The following is a 13,726-nucleotide window of genomic DNA, read 5'->3' as shown; positions in this document are numbered from 1 at the left end:
CCGAATGATTCAACACGGAAATAGTCCGAAAGGTGATCTGCGGCACAGGTCGTCAGGACGGCTCCGCATACGACACAGCCCCGCAGCGGACATCCGCTGCGGGGCTGTGAGTCGTGCTGATATCAGCCGATATTGGCCGACATATCCGGGAGCATCCGATAGACCTCGTCCTCCCAGTTGTGCCAGTTGTGCACACCCACGTTCGGGAAGTCGTAGGTCACGTTGCCGGCGCCCAGGGTCATCATGCGGGCCTGGAAGGCGCGGGTGTTGGCCAGCGCCAACGCCTCCAGCGGCGACCCCTGGACGATGTCGAGCGGGGCGACCGCGTCCTGCGGCGACGGAATGCCGCTGCCGGCCGCGACCCACAGCCGAGTGTTGTTGGCCTTCAACCGCGGCGCGAACACGAACGGATCCATCCGCAACCACTGCGGGCCCCACGGCGGCGCCATGGCGTCGATGTTGTACCCACCGGCGCTCAGCATCGCCACGCGCATGGCCTCACGCATACCCGGCGCCGAGATGTTCAGGTAGCCCGAGAACGAGCCCGCGTAGCTGAACTGGTCCGGGTGGTACGCGGCCAGGGTCAGGGCGGCGCTACCGCCCATCGACAGGCCGAAGACGCCGTTGCGGTGCGAGCTGAAGCCCAACCGCGAGCTGAGGGCATTGGGCAGATCCTGGGTGAGGAAGCTTTCCCACTTGTAGGTGTTCACCTTGCCCAGCGTCTCGTTGTAGTTCGAGGAACCGGTCATCGCCGAGCCGGTCGAGGCCGAGCCGGAGGAGCCGGCCGAACCGGTGTCGATGCCGAAGAAGTTGCTCGGCGCGTTCCAGTCGGCGTAGAAGCTCGACGGACCGCCGACCGGCATCACCACGTTGATGTTGGCGTTGACCAACGCCGGGATGATGTTGGTTTCCTTCTCCCAGCCGCTGATGTCGCCCTGGGCGCGCATACCGTCGAGGGCGTACACCACCCGTCCGGTGTTGCCGTCGGCCGCACGGAAGATGCGCGACTTGATCGGGCCCATCGACGAATCGACCCAGAAGTCGATACCCGTCGGATTGAAGGCGGCGGCCGCATGTCCGGCCTCTGCCACCGACACCCCGAACGGCAGCAACGTCGCCAAAGCCACGCCCACCGCGGACCGCTTGAGCCACCCGGCTCGATGAGGCGCCGACGGCTGCTGCGACCGTCTCCGACGTCTCTGCTGCACCCATCGCACAGTCACGCCTCGCATATCCTGTCCGGCCTTTCCCGTAGCGCGGCCCGTCCGACCGCTGTTCTTCTCTGCGAATGATCACCCGTGCGCATGCTGAGATGCGCCCCCGACGGACGTCCGTCACCGAGCGTATCGTGAAATCGATACATCGGCGTTATCAAACCGAGACTAATACACGACTTCTTCGTTGTCGTCGGCGGTCTAGTTCGGCACCGGGGGCGGTGTCGTCGGGTCCACCAGATGGCAACGCTGGATCTCGTATTTGGGCACCCGGTCGATGCGGTACTTCGCGAAATGCAGCGACTGGATGACATTGTGCTTGAACCGATCCCAGGTCAGCGGGGCTCGATACGAGGCCAGCAGATCCTGGGTCGCCGGGCACGACAGCGCGGTCCGCGCCTGACGTACCCACTTCTCGTCGAGGAACCACGGCATCCACGGATGCTGGTCGACCATACCGGTATCGACGATCACCCAGTCCGGATACAGGTTCTTGTCGTGTCCGATACGTCCGTCGGCCAGCCGGTCGGTATGCGCGGCCAACGGGTAGGCCAGGCCCTCCTGATCGATGACGCGCACGCTCAGCGGCACGTTCATGCTGGTCATGCCCAGGTTGAGGAAGTAGACGGTGTGCCCGTACCCGCCCGGCGGAATCGGCAGCGGCGGCGGCGCGACGTACCACATCATGAACGAGGGCGAGTTGATCAGCAGGCCACCGTCCGGCGTGGCGGCGATGTCCTGCAGCATGGCCCGCATGCGCGGGTAGTCCAGATAGTCCTCCGCCAGCACCGGGTGGTCGTGGCCGCTGTTGAGGACGTAGTAGATCCGCTCGTCCACGATGCCCGAGGCACTGATCTGCCCGCCCGAGGTGTCGGCGGTGGTGTTGGCCGCGAACAGCGCCCAGCCGACCGTCCCGGCCCAGGCGATCAGCGGCAGGGCGAACGACCACCGCAGCCATTCGGAACGGTCGCCGACCGGCAACCGCACCGGCAGCACCGAAACCGGCAGCATCAGGCAGAACAGCTGTGGCAGCAGCATGCGGCCGTGCATGAAGTCGCCGCCGACGCGCATATTGAACAGCACCAGCAGCAGACCGCCGCCGACCATCAGCGTCACCACCGCGGCCGGGGAGCGCAGCCACCGCTGCAGCCGGACCCGTCGTCCGGTTTCGCCGGACGGTTTGGCATCGGGAGTCCGGCGGCTCCGTCCGCGCAGCAGCACGGCGGTCACCACGACGAGGACCAGCAGCGGAATCCACAGGTAGTACGGGCCGACCAGATCCCACAGATATTTCAGGCCCTGGCCCCATTTCGCGCCGCCGGCCTCCTTGGCCACCGCGGTGTTCGGATAGGGCAGGCCGTAATAGCCCATGCGCCAGATCTGATAGCCGACCGGCACCGCGCCGCCGACCGCCACCAGCAGCGCGCGAATCAGCACCGGGCGCAACCGGATACGCGGCACCGGTGCGAAAAAGAGCATGAGCAGCGCCAGACCGCCGATGACGGTCATCTCCGGGCGGACCACCCAGCACAATCCGGCCCAGAAGCCGGCCACGAGAAGTTTTGCCAGGCCGCGCTTCTCGTCCTGACTCCAGCGCAGCAGCAACCACCACAGCACGCCGAGCCAGAAGATGACCAGGCAGTTCTCCAGGCCGGAGGTGGCGTAGTCGCGAGCCGGCGGCACGGCGATGTAGACCAGCGCACCGGCGGGCAGCAGCAGCGTCGGCGCGGTCCGGGTCACCGGGCGCCACAACCGCGCCGAACCCACCATGGCGAAGACGACGGCCAGCAGCGAAAGGGTCAGCGCGACAGCCAGACTGACGTATTCGAGCCGGGCGTCGCTGACCCAGCTGAAGAACCAGATCACATACGTCCAGGCCGCGCTGGTATTGGTCTCCACCCGCTCGCCGGCGTTGAAGACCGGGCCGTTCCCGGCCAGCAGATTGCGCACGGTGCGCAGGACGATCAGGCCGTCGTCGGCGATCCAGCGCCGTTGCCAGGCACCGATACCGAACAACGCGACGGTGACGATCACCCCACCGACGAATACCGTGCGGGAGAGCACCGAAAAGCGGCGCGCGGCATCGCCATCGCGCTGTAGTGCGCGATCGGACGACTCCGCGTCTGCCCCCTCCCCATGTTCGTCTCCCGCTACCAGCATCTCGTCAGGTGAGATAGACAGCGACACCTACCGCTCCGATCCAGGCGATGGCCAGGAGCTGCAATATGCGATCCCCCAGCGCGATCTCTTCGGGTTCCCCGGCCTCGCCGCCATCGACGTCGACCGCGTAGCGCAGGACTGCGATGGTAAACGGAATCATCGAGATCGCGAACCACTGGGTGTGCTTGTGATCGGTTTCGAAGGCCCACAGCCCGTAGAAGACCACCACCGCGGTGGCCGACAGGGTCCAGATGAAGCGCAGGTAGGTGGGTGTGTAGTACTGCAGCGACTTGCGGATCTTGGCGCCGGTGTCGAGCGCGATCTTCAACTCCGCGTAGCGCTTACCGGCCGCCATGAACAGCGAACCGAAGGCCATGATCAGCAGGAACCACTGCGAGAGCCGGATATCGGCGGCCGCGCCACCGGCGACCGCGCGCAGCAGGAAGCCCGAGGACACGATGCAGATGTCGAGCACCGCTTGGTGTTTCAGGCCGAAGCAGTAGGCCAGCTGAATGCCGATGTAGACCGCCATCACGACGGCCAGATGCCAGGACGCCAGGAACGACGCCGCGATCGAGCCGACCAGCAGCACCGCGGAGAGCGAATACGCCAGGTTCACCGGCACCACGCCGGCCGCGATGGGCCGGAAGCGCTTGGTGGGGTGCGCGCGGTCGGCCTCGACGTCGAGCGCGTCGTTGACCAGGTAGATACCCGAGGCCGCCATGCAGAACACGACGAACGCGATCGCGATATGGGCGACCACGGTCGCATCCGCCAGCACGTACGCACCGGAGGCCGCGTCCTTGCCCGCGGCCAGTGGCGCCGCCAGCACGAGGACGTTCTTCACCCACTGCCGTGGCCGCACGGCCTTGACGATTCCGCCGGCCAGCGTCTTCGGCGGACCCTTGAGGACGGCTTCGTCGAGGTCGGTGCCGGTCGGCTCTTCACTCATATCAGCGAGGGTTCTTTCCTGTGCGGTCACTGGCGAATCTCTTTTCGGCGGCTAGCACGGCTGCGGCGGATGCCGCACCCAGAGCGGATCCGGCGAGCACGTCGGAGGGATAGTGCACTCCCAGAACGACCCGGGAGAGCAGCATCGGCGGCACGAGCACCGCAGGCAAGGGTAGCCCGGTCAACTTTCCGAGCAACACGGCCGCCGCCGTCGTGGAGGTGGCGTGCGAGGACGGGAAGCTCAGTTTGCTCGGCGTCGACACGTTGACCTGCACCGATGGATCGTGCGGGCGCGGGCGCCGGACGACGCGCTTGATGACGACCGAGGCGGCGTGCGCCCCGAAGGCGCCCACCGCGACTCCGGCCCACTGACGCCGGCGGGACTTGTCGACCAGTGCGCCCGCGGCGCCGATGGCCATCCAGCCGAGCGCGTGCTCACCGAAATGCGACATCCCGCGCGCGGCCTTGATCACCGGCGGGGTGCCGATGGCGCCCTGGACGGCGTTGAGGATCTTGACCTCCGCGGGCTTGGACACCTCGGGGTCCGCCACCACCTGCAAATGCGGGGCGCCGGCCGGATCGGAGGAGGCTGGGGCGGTCATTTGTCCTCACTAGTGTTGATTCCGAACGCGTTCTCCCAGGCCGCGGTGCTGGTCAAGCGCGCGTGTGCGGCACGGTACCGCTCCCGCAGCTCGGGGAACCGCGCGGCCAGTTCCCGGCGCAACCGCATCGCCTCGGTGAACAGCTCCCGGGCCTGGCGCGGATCGCGCTTGCGGTAGACCACGCCACGCCCGTCGGCTGTGGTCACGGTAACCCCGTCGACCTGCGAGAGCAGGAACCAACGCGCGTCCAGTGTCGGGACGTTCAACTGCGGGCGATCGTGATGTTCGGTCTTGGCCTTGCGCAGGTTGTGCGCCACGCCCTTGCCGAGCCGGACGATCTTGGCCAGCGGATTCGACGGTTCACCGACCGCGCCCACATCGGCGCCGCTGGGCAGCGGCAGGTCCGTCGAGGAGCCGACGATCACCGCATCCGGGAATTCCTTGCGCATCGCGGCGACCTGGCCCAGCGCGGTGGGCAGCAGTTCGAACAGCTTGTCCGGTCCGGCGAGGAAATCGCGAATCGCCTGGTTCTGAATGGCGACCGTCGAATATTCCAGGCACAGCAAATGTTTCAGCGTCGCCTTGACCGTATTGACGATCATCGGACGGCCGTCGTTGCCGAGGTGCAGCGCCGCGACCACCAGGCGGTTGCGCAGGTGGAAATACGCCTGCCAGTCGATGGCGTCGTCCTTGTCGCTCCACGCCATGTGCCAGACCGCCGCACCCGGCAGCGTGACCGTCGGATATCCGGCCGCCCGGGCGCGCAGCCCGTACTCCACGTCGTCCCACTTCAGGAACAGCGGCAGCGGCTGACCGATCTGCTCGGCCACCACGCGCGGGATGACGCAGGTCCACCAGCCGTTGAAATCGACATCGATGCGCCGGTGCAGCAGTTTGGAATTGTCGCGGTCGCGCAGCGGATACTTCGAGAAATCGTGGTCGTATTCGACATTCGGCGCCGCGGTCCACATCCAGATGCCGCGGTCGACCACCTCGCCCATGGTGTGCAGATGCGAACGCTCCTGCAGATTCAGCATCTGGCCGCCCACCAGCGTGGGTGTGCGCGAGAAACGGGCGAAGGCCAGCGCGCGCAGAATGCAGTCCGGCTCGATCTCGATATCGTCGTCCATGTAGACGATGTATTGCGCGTCCGTGGTTTTCAGCGCCTCGTACATGACGCGGCTGTATCCGCCGGAACCACCGAGATTCGGCTGATCGTGAATGGCGAGCCGATCGCCGAGAACCGCGGCGGCCTCGGCGAATCCGGGTTCGTCCACGGCCTTGCGATTGCCCTGATCGGGAATGATCACGGCCTTGATCTTCTCCAGCACCAGCGGATCGGAACCGAGGGCCGCGAGAGTGTTCACACAGTCGGTGGGCCGGTTGAAGGTCGGCATGCCCACCGCGATGCTGCCCTCACCGGGCGCCTCGACCGGCGCGTACCACCCGCCGCTGCGCAATTCGACCGCGGAATCGGTGGTGATGTCGAACCAGATCCAGCCGCCGTCCTCGAACGGCGCCAGATCGACCTCGAATTCCACGGTGGTGATATCGGCCGGCGCGGTGAGCGATTCACGGCCCGCCGAGGCTGTCGCGAATTCGTTGCCGCGCACGTGGATCCGGGAACCGTCGGCCTTGGAACGGTAGACGTCCACCCGGCCGTGCCCGGACAGGTCCAGGCGCAGCACCACCGATTCCAGAATCGTCCAGCGTCGCCAGTAACTGGCCGGCACCGCATTGAAATAGGTGCAGAACGACACTTCGGATTCGGCGCCGATCGACAGCGAGGTGCGCGTGGGAGCATGCGCGCGGCGAGCGTTCGTCGCCGATTCCTCCAGATACAGCGTCCGCACATCCAGCGGCTCGCCGGGGCGAGGCAGAATGATGCGCTGCAGCAGGGATTTCGCGCGGGTCTCGGTGCTCATATCCTCGAGGGTCACTTGTGCGGTCATTTCACTTCCTGCATCCGCGGTACGGGCCGGTGGCACATTACTGGGGATCGCCGGCCGTGAGCGGTGCGCCGGATTCCAGATGCGGGCGCAGCACGTTGTCGAAGGTACTCAACGCGCTGCCGATGGCCATATGCATGTCGAGATACTGGTAGGTGCCCAAACGTCCGCCGAAAACGACCTTGGCCGTCGCGGTTTCGTTCTTCGCCCGCTCGCGGTAGGCGAGCAGTTTCGCGCGGTCCTCCGGGGTGTTGATCGGGTAGTACGGCTCGTCGCCGGTCTGCGCGAATCGCGAGAATTCGCGCATGATGACGGTCTTGTCCTCCGGATAGCCGTCGCGCTCCGGGTGGAAATGGCGCGGCTCGATGATGCGGGTGAACGGGACATCGGCATCGTTGTAATTCATCACCGAGGTGCCCTGGAAGTCGCCGGTCTCGAGCACTTCGGTCTCGAAATCGATGGTGCGCCAGCCCAGTTCGCCCTCGCTGTAGTCGAAGTAGCGGTCCAGCGGGCCGGTGTAGACGACGGGCGCGTCCGGATTCTGCGCGCGGATTTCGTCGCGCACCTCGAACCAATCGGTATTCAGGCGCACCTCGATCAGATCCGATTCGGCCATCTTCTCCAGCCAGGCGGTGTAACCGTTGACCGGCAGACCCTCGTAGGTGTCGTTGAAATAGCGATTGTCGAAGGTGTATCGCACGGGCAGCCGGGTGATATTGCCGGCGGGCAGCTCCTTGGGATCGGTCTGCCACTGCTTGGCGGTGTAATCGCGGACGAACGCCTCGTAGAGCGGGCGGCCGATCAGCGAAATCGCCTTTTCCTCGAGGTTCGCGGCATCTTTGGTCTCGATCTCGGCGGACTGCTCCGCGATCAGCGCCCGCGCCTCCTCGGGACTGAAATAACGGCCGAAGAACTGCGAGATCAGGCCGAGTCCCATCGGGAACTGGTAAGCCTGCCCCTTGTGCATCGCGAAGACCCGATGCTGGTAACCGGTGAACTCGGTGAACTGATTGACGTAATCCCATACCCGCTTATTGGAGGTGTGGAAGAGGTGGGCACCGTACTTGTGGATTTCGATGCCGGTTTCCGGATCCGCCTCCGAATACGCGTTACCGCCCAGGTGGTAGCGGCGCTCGACCACGAGCACCCGCTTTCCCAGCAGGTTGGCGGTGCGTTCGGCAACGGTCAGCCCGAAGAATCCGGAGCCGACGACGATCAGATCGAAGGGAGCTGCGACGGTCACGGGAGCCCAGCGTAGCCGTAGCGGGTCACCGCGTCTGCACGCCGTAGGTCTCGGTAGCGGGGACGGTGGTCACGGCCGTGCGCGGACCGGCAGGGGTAGCGGAATCTCGCCGCGAGGGGCCGGGAAGTGTTCACCAGGGCGTCACCGGGGGTTGACGCGGACACCGTCCCCATCGAGACCACACGCCACCCATACCGCTCCCGGGATGGGCGAGCGCCCCGGCCACGGCGGCGGCCATCCGCCGACCGTCTCAGTACGGGTAGGGAGGCTGGCCGTAGTAGGCGGCGGGCGGATAGGCGGGCATGCCCACGCCACACCACCGCTTCGCCGAACCGGACAGCGTCAGGCTCAGCATCAACACCGCGAACAGCAGTCCGACGATTCCGCCGATCGATGCCGCGGGCACGCCGTTGGCCAATGCCATGACGATCCCCGCGAGACCGCCCAGCAGCCCGAGCGAGGACAGCGCGACCAGCATCACGCGCCCGGCATTCTTGTGGTTCATCAGCATGATTCCGCCGACGGCCCACAGCAGCGCGATCAGACCGTCGACCGCGGCCATGACATAGAAGATGTCGCCCGAACCACTGCTGTGCGAACTGTACGAGCCGTACGAACGATTCAGATTGCTTGCCGCACTGAGCAAACCGATGATTCCGAACCCGGCCAGCAACGCCAGCAGCAGTGCGAAAACGCCGGCCGTGATCGCCGCGCCACCACTCGGCCGCGGCTCCTGATAACCGTAGGGCGCATACCCCGGCGCCGGATACCCCGCAGGCGGGTACCCGGGCGGCGGATAGCCCGCCGGCGGATAACCATTACCCCCGTAGCCGGGTCCATACGGATAGCTCATCGGCCTCCCCCTTCTCTCGGGCAGGCACTCTACCGCCTGCGAACGACGTCGGTACGAGGTGAACCCGCATCACGGGGAAGCCGGCTCACCGGATGTCTCCTTATCGTCGCCGTGGTGGTTGGCCGATTCTTAAGGCGGGGATAAATCCTTGTCCGCGAGGCTCGTTCGGCCCGACACATTCAGTAGGCGACCGTGAAGCGGGTGCGGGCGTGGCGCGGATTCTCGGCCTCGTCGAGGAGTGCGACGGCGAGGTCCTCCATCGAGATGCACGAGGTGCCCGTGCTGTCGCTGAGCAGTTCGTCGAGGCCGGTCCGGTAGCTTCCGCGGCGTTCGCCGGGCTCGAGCAGGGCCGGCGGGCTGAGGTAGGTCCAGTCGACATCGGTTGCCGCCCTGCGGAATACCTCGCGTTGCGCGTGACAGGCCAGGGCGATCGGCCGCCAGTCCGGCGGAAAGTCGGGCATCTGCATGACGGTCGAGCCGGTTCCGGGCACGATCAGATCGCCCGCGCCGCCCACGACCAGCAGGCGGATTCCGGTGTTGCGCAATCCCTCCAGCAGCGCCGCGGCCACATCCGCCATTTCGTACTCGCGCCCGGCGCGGGGCCTGGTCGCACTGATGACCACATCGCTTCCGGCGGTGACATCCTTCACCCGGTCCGGGTCGGTGGCGTCCGCGGCGCGGAAGTTCGCCGCTGCGGGCAGCGTATTCGGGCGCTCGGCGCTGCGGCCGACGGCGGTGACCTCGTGGCCGCGCGACAGCGCCTCGTGCACGATCCGGCTGCCGGCGGTTCCCGCGGCACCGAAAACGGTGATATGCATGATCTTTCACTCCTGCCGAGGAATCAGCGCACTCGGGAGATGTGCGCCGAAGGGTCTTCGGGCGCGATCGAATCGGCGTCGTCCGACGAAAGTTGCCGGGGATCGGCGAGTTCGGGCGCATCGATGGTTACCGGTGACAGCGAATGTCCGGCCGGCTTCTGCGTGCGATCCCCCACCTGGCCCAGCACCGTGCAGCCCAACGCGATCACCATGCCCAGCACCTGCAACGGGGTCAGCGACTGGCCGAGCGCGGCCCATCCGATCACCGCCGCGGAGAGCGGGCTCAGCAGGCCGAGGAAGGCGACCGACGTGGCCGGCACCCGAGCCAAACCGCGAAACCAGAGGGCGTAGGCGGCCGCGGTGCCGAGCGCGCCCAGATAGAGGTATCCGCCGATCGCCGGGGCGTCCAGTGCGGGCGGCGCACCCTCGGTGAGCAGCGCCAACGGCAGCAGGACCACTCCGCCCGCGGTCAACTGCCAGCTCGTGAACGCCAGCGGGCCGACCCCTTCCGGCCGACCCCAATGACCGGTCAGCACGGTTCCCGCGGCCATCGATGCCGCGCCGGCCAGTCCGGCCAGCACACCGATCGGGTCCAGCGCGGCATTCGCCCGCAGCACCACCAATGCCACCCCCAGCATGCCGATCCCGGCGGCCAGCAGTTTGCGACCGCTCGGCCGCACCCGCAGCAGCAGCGCCGCGAATCCGAGCGCGAACAGCGGTGCGGCCGAACCCAATACGGCCGCCACACCGCCGGGCAGCCGGTATGCGGCGAGGAACAGCAACGGGAAGAAGGCGCCGATATTCAGCACGCCGAGCAGTGCGGCACGGCCGATCCAGCGGCCGCGCGGCAGCACCCGGGTGGCGCCCAGCAACACCAATCCGGCCGGGAGGGCGCGCATCAACGCGGTGAACATCGGCCGCTCCGGCGGCAGGAACTCGGACGTGACGGCGTACGTGGTGCCCCACACCAGCGGGGCCAGACCGGTGATCGCGAGGATCGCGGCAGTCGAACCGCGGGCGGCGGTGCGATTCATCTCGGTATCTCCTCATTGATAATCTCAACGTTGAGATAATCCGACACCGCCGAGTGTCTTGATGTCAAGTATCTGAACGTTGAGATATTGCGCACGAGAGGAGACCGATGAGCGACGCCGTGGATCGGATCGTCGCGGACTGGGGTCGCGTCCGCCCGGAACTCGACGTGTGGCCCACCCACGTCATCGGCCGGCTGAAGCGCTTGGGCCGACGGCTCGAGCGCGAGATGAAGGACTTCTTCGCCCGTTACGGCCTCGAATACTGGGAGTTCGACGTACTGACCACGCTGCGCCGCTCCGGCGGTCCCGACGGTCTCACCGCCGGCGACCTGATCAAGGCCACCATGGTGACCTCGGGCGCGATCACCAATCGCATCGACCGCATGGCCGCCAAGGATCTGGTCCGCCGAGTTCCCGATGCGAAGGACCGGCGAACCATCCGAGTTCAGCTCACCGACCGCGGACGCGAAGTGATCGACGAGCTCATGCCGCTGCACGTCGACAACGAGATCCGCCTGCTGTCCGGCATGAGCCGCACCGATCTCGACCAGCTCGCCGGCCTGCTCCGCCGACTGTCCGAATCACTGGACGACACCTCGCTGGGCTGAGCGGGGCTACTACGGCAGCGCCGACGATCCGGTCCCGGATGGCGGGCGAGACCGGCGGCGTCGGCGAACCCGGCCGCGCCACATCGGACACGCCAGGTGCAGTCCGCTAACCCGGAATCTGCTGCGGAGCGGCTGCCTCCGGCACGGGCGCGGTGTGGTCGGGCGCCGCGATACCCGCTGCCGACGAGTCGGCCGGAGCGCCGGTCGCGGCAGCCGAAGTGCCGGTCGCGGCAGCCGGAGTACCGACGGAGTCCGCAGGGCCGGGTCCGGTGGCCGCATCCTGCCCGCTGGGAGCCGGTGGCGGGGTGGGAGTCGCCGCCGTCCCCCGGGTGCGGGTGCCGCCGGGAGCCGCGGCCTGCACCCCGGCGCCCTCCCCCGCGCTCTGGCTGACCTGCGGCGCGATCTGCAGCAGGCGGGCGTAATCGACGATCTGGGCACCGAGGGTCGGGGTCGCGATGATGACGCCACCCTTGTACAAGCGGAAGGTTCCGACCTTGCCCGGCAACAACGACTCCGGACCCATCGGATCGCCCAAAGGCCCTGCCGCGCCGCCACTTTCGGCATACTTCGCATCGATGGCGGTAGTGCCGCGCACCGCTTGTTCGGGCACCGCCTGTTCGGGCACCGCTTGTTCGGGTGCCGCCGGGGCGGGAGCGGCCGGAGCGCCGGGCGCCGCTTCCAGTTCCGCGGGTGTCGGCCCGACCTCGAGAGTAGTGATGTCGATCGGCTGCCCGCCGCCGGGCGCCGCCGAATACTCGGTGCGCAGAATGTGGCCGTCACGCATCAGCACCTGCCCCGCGGTGGAGTGGACCGCGTCGGCCGCGCGCGGATCTTCCTTGTCGGTGCCGGGATACATCTGACAGTCGGTCGTGTCGCAGGTCTGGGCATAGGGGTAGCGGTGTTCGGCCAAGGCGTACGAGCGGGCCGCGACAGCCTGCGCCCGCAGCGCCTCCGCACCGCCCTTGTCGGCCCAATTGGCCTCCATCTCCGCCGGAACCACACCGAGCAGATAGTCCTCGACGTCGAGCTGATTCACCGTCACCGGCTGCCCGTTGTCCTGCGTAACACCCAGAACCCCACGGAAACTCGAGCCGTCGCACACCTTCAGATGTTCGGCCGCGGGCCGATCGGGACCCGGGTCGGCGGGATAGGCCCAGGGGTCGTCGGTGGAGCCCTGCCACAGCACATCACCGTCACAACCGATGGTCACCACGACGTTCGCGCCGCCGTCCGGCGTCGGGGTCAGGTGCGCGGCCTGTCCCGCCACGACCCGCCGACCGGCGACGGTCAGCCCGGAATCGGAGTACACGTCGAGCGTTTCCTTGTCGTAGACGGTGAGCCGCACCCGGACCGTGGTCGGCGCGATCGTTCCGAGTTGGGCGCCCGGGTAATAGTGCGCCAGAATGCCGTCGGCCGTCGCGCCCGCCGTGGCCTGGTCGAACGCACCCACCTGACTCATCCCGCGCCCGTGCCCGGGGCCCGCGGCCGCCTGATAGGCAGCGTTGCGAGTGCCCGAACCGAATATCGGCACCGCGAAGGCGACGACGATCCCGCCGGTCACCGGGACCACGACCAATCCGATCAGCGCGCCGCGCCGAATCCGCCGACGACGCAGCAGGTCACCGTGCCGACGCCGGAGTCGGCTCCGGAATCCGCCCACGACCCCGACCGCTGGTGCGCTGTTCGAGTGTTCCGGCGGCGGCGCGGCGCCGGTGCGGGCGGCTTCGGTCCGGGTCATCGAACCCTCCTGTGGTGTGCGGACGGCGCCCATCGGACGTCGCGGCGCGCACTCGGGCGGCTACTGGAAAGTTACATTCGAGCTATCCTAGACCTAATCCTCAACCAAAGGTTTAGATCTGTGGCATTTGGGACTAGTGTGACCATCGATCCGTCAGGAATCAACCCCGCGCGACACCCTGTTCCACGCTGACGGTCACCGGTTCTACCTGAATGGGAGATGCTCGTGCCGTACCGCCGCCCGAAACGTTCCGTCGTCCTCCCCGTGGTCGCGACTCTCGCGGTCGCCGCCCCGCTCGCGACGCTGACGCTGCGCGACTCTCCCGGCTATCGCCCAGCGGGCGACAGCGATCTTGCCGCGATACCTGCGCAACTCGCCGAGGTGGCCTTGGCGTCCGCTCCCGACATCGTGTTGCCGCTGCGCGAACTCACCGGCTTGAACCTGCCCGATCTGCGCCTGTCCGACTTGCGGAAACTCCCGCTGCGAGAGGAAGTGGGCGCGCACGGCGTGGAGCAGATGGTAGGAGTCGAGTGTGCCGGTCGCGGCCACCGCGTCG

At 67.3% G+C, this 13,726-nt stretch carries 11 protein-coding genes and 1 pseudogene; 2 read left to right on the top strand and 10 right to left on the bottom strand.

Annotated features, from left to right (window positions below):
- Positions 1-122: 122 nt before the first annotated feature.
- From A5789_RS00120 to A5789_RS00080, 9 genes are all read right to left on the bottom strand, one after another.
- Positions 123-1,127, bottom strand: coding sequence for an alpha/beta hydrolase family protein (locus tag A5789_RS00120; protein WP_255401991.1), 1,005 nt, complete (start codon positions 1,125-1,127; stop codon positions 123-125).
- Between the two features lie 288 nt (positions 1,128-1,415).
- Entirely contained in the window at positions 1,416-3,374 is a 1,959-nt protein-coding gene (gene zomB / locus A5789_RS00115; protein ID WP_064907112.1) for a flagellar motor control protein ZomB, read from the bottom strand.
- Between the two features lie 4 nt (positions 3,375-3,378).
- Complete coding sequence (locus tag A5789_RS00110) at positions 3,379-4,326, bottom strand: decaprenyl-phosphate phosphoribosyltransferase (protein WP_030516799.1); 948 nt, start codon at positions 4,324-4,326, stop codon at positions 3,379-3,381.
- A 1-nt stretch (position 4,327) separates the two neighbouring features.
- Positions 4,328-4,861, bottom strand: a complete 534-nt coding sequence (locus tag A5789_RS00105; protein ID WP_030516798.1) for a phosphatase PAP2 family protein — start codon at positions 4,859-4,861, stop codon at positions 4,328-4,330.
- A gap of 62 nt (positions 4,862-4,923) precedes the next feature.
- Positions 4,924-6,879: a glycosyltransferase gene (locus A5789_RS00100; protein WP_063016853.1), complete on the bottom strand. Its 1,956-nt coding sequence runs from the start codon at positions 6,877-6,879 to the stop codon at positions 4,924-4,926.
- Positions 6,880-6,916: 37 nt separating this feature from the next.
- Positions 6,917-8,119, bottom strand: a complete 1,203-nt coding sequence (gene glf, locus A5789_RS00095) for a UDP-galactopyranose mutase (RefSeq protein WP_030516796.1) — start codon at positions 8,117-8,119, stop codon at positions 6,917-6,919.
- Between the two features lie 250 nt (positions 8,120-8,369).
- Entirely contained in the window at positions 8,370-8,972 is a 603-nt protein-coding gene (locus A5789_RS00090; protein ID WP_063016855.1) for a hypothetical protein, read from the bottom strand.
- 179 nt (positions 8,973-9,151) lie between these two features.
- The gene (locus tag A5789_RS00085; protein WP_063016857.1) at positions 9,152-9,790 is read right to left on the bottom strand and encodes an NAD(P)-dependent oxidoreductase; all 639 of its coding nucleotides are present in this window, start codon (positions 9,788-9,790) and stop codon (positions 9,152-9,154) included.
- 23 nt (positions 9,791-9,813) lie between these two features.
- Positions 9,814-10,824, bottom strand: coding sequence for an EamA family transporter (locus tag A5789_RS00080; RefSeq protein ID WP_082940362.1), 1,011 nt, complete (start codon positions 10,822-10,824; stop codon positions 9,814-9,816).
- 107 nt (positions 10,825-10,931) lie between these two features.
- On the opposite strand from A5789_RS00080, the gene A5789_RS00075 reads away from it, so the two are divergent.
- Positions 10,932-11,432 (top strand): MarR family winged helix-turn-helix transcriptional regulator, encoded by a 501-nt coding sequence (locus A5789_RS00075; RefSeq protein WP_063023851.1) that lies wholly within the window; start codon positions 10,932-10,934, stop codon positions 11,430-11,432.
- 106 nt (positions 11,433-11,538) lie between these two features.
- Here A5789_RS00075 and A5789_RS00070 read toward each other — a convergent pair whose 3' ends face one another.
- Positions 11,539-13,170 carry a SpoIID/LytB domain-containing protein gene (locus A5789_RS00070; protein ID WP_064907119.1) on the bottom strand — a complete coding sequence of 544 codons (1,632 nt, stop codon included), beginning with the start codon at positions 13,168-13,170 and terminating at the stop codon, positions 11,539-11,541.
- 219 nt (positions 13,171-13,389) lie between these two features.
- Here A5789_RS00070 and A5789_RS00065 point away from each other — a divergent pair.
- A pseudogene (locus tag A5789_RS00065) lies at positions 13,390-13,726 on the top strand (hypothetical protein); the annotation flags it as partial.

This window comes from Nocardia sp. 852002-51101_SCH5132738 (genome assembly GCF_001665695.1).
Lineage (GTDB): Bacteria > Actinomycetota > Actinomycetes > Mycobacteriales > Mycobacteriaceae > Nocardia > Nocardia nova.
The sequence above is the reverse complement of the archived record's forward strand: the minus strand, read 5'-3'. Positions and strand labels throughout refer to the sequence as shown.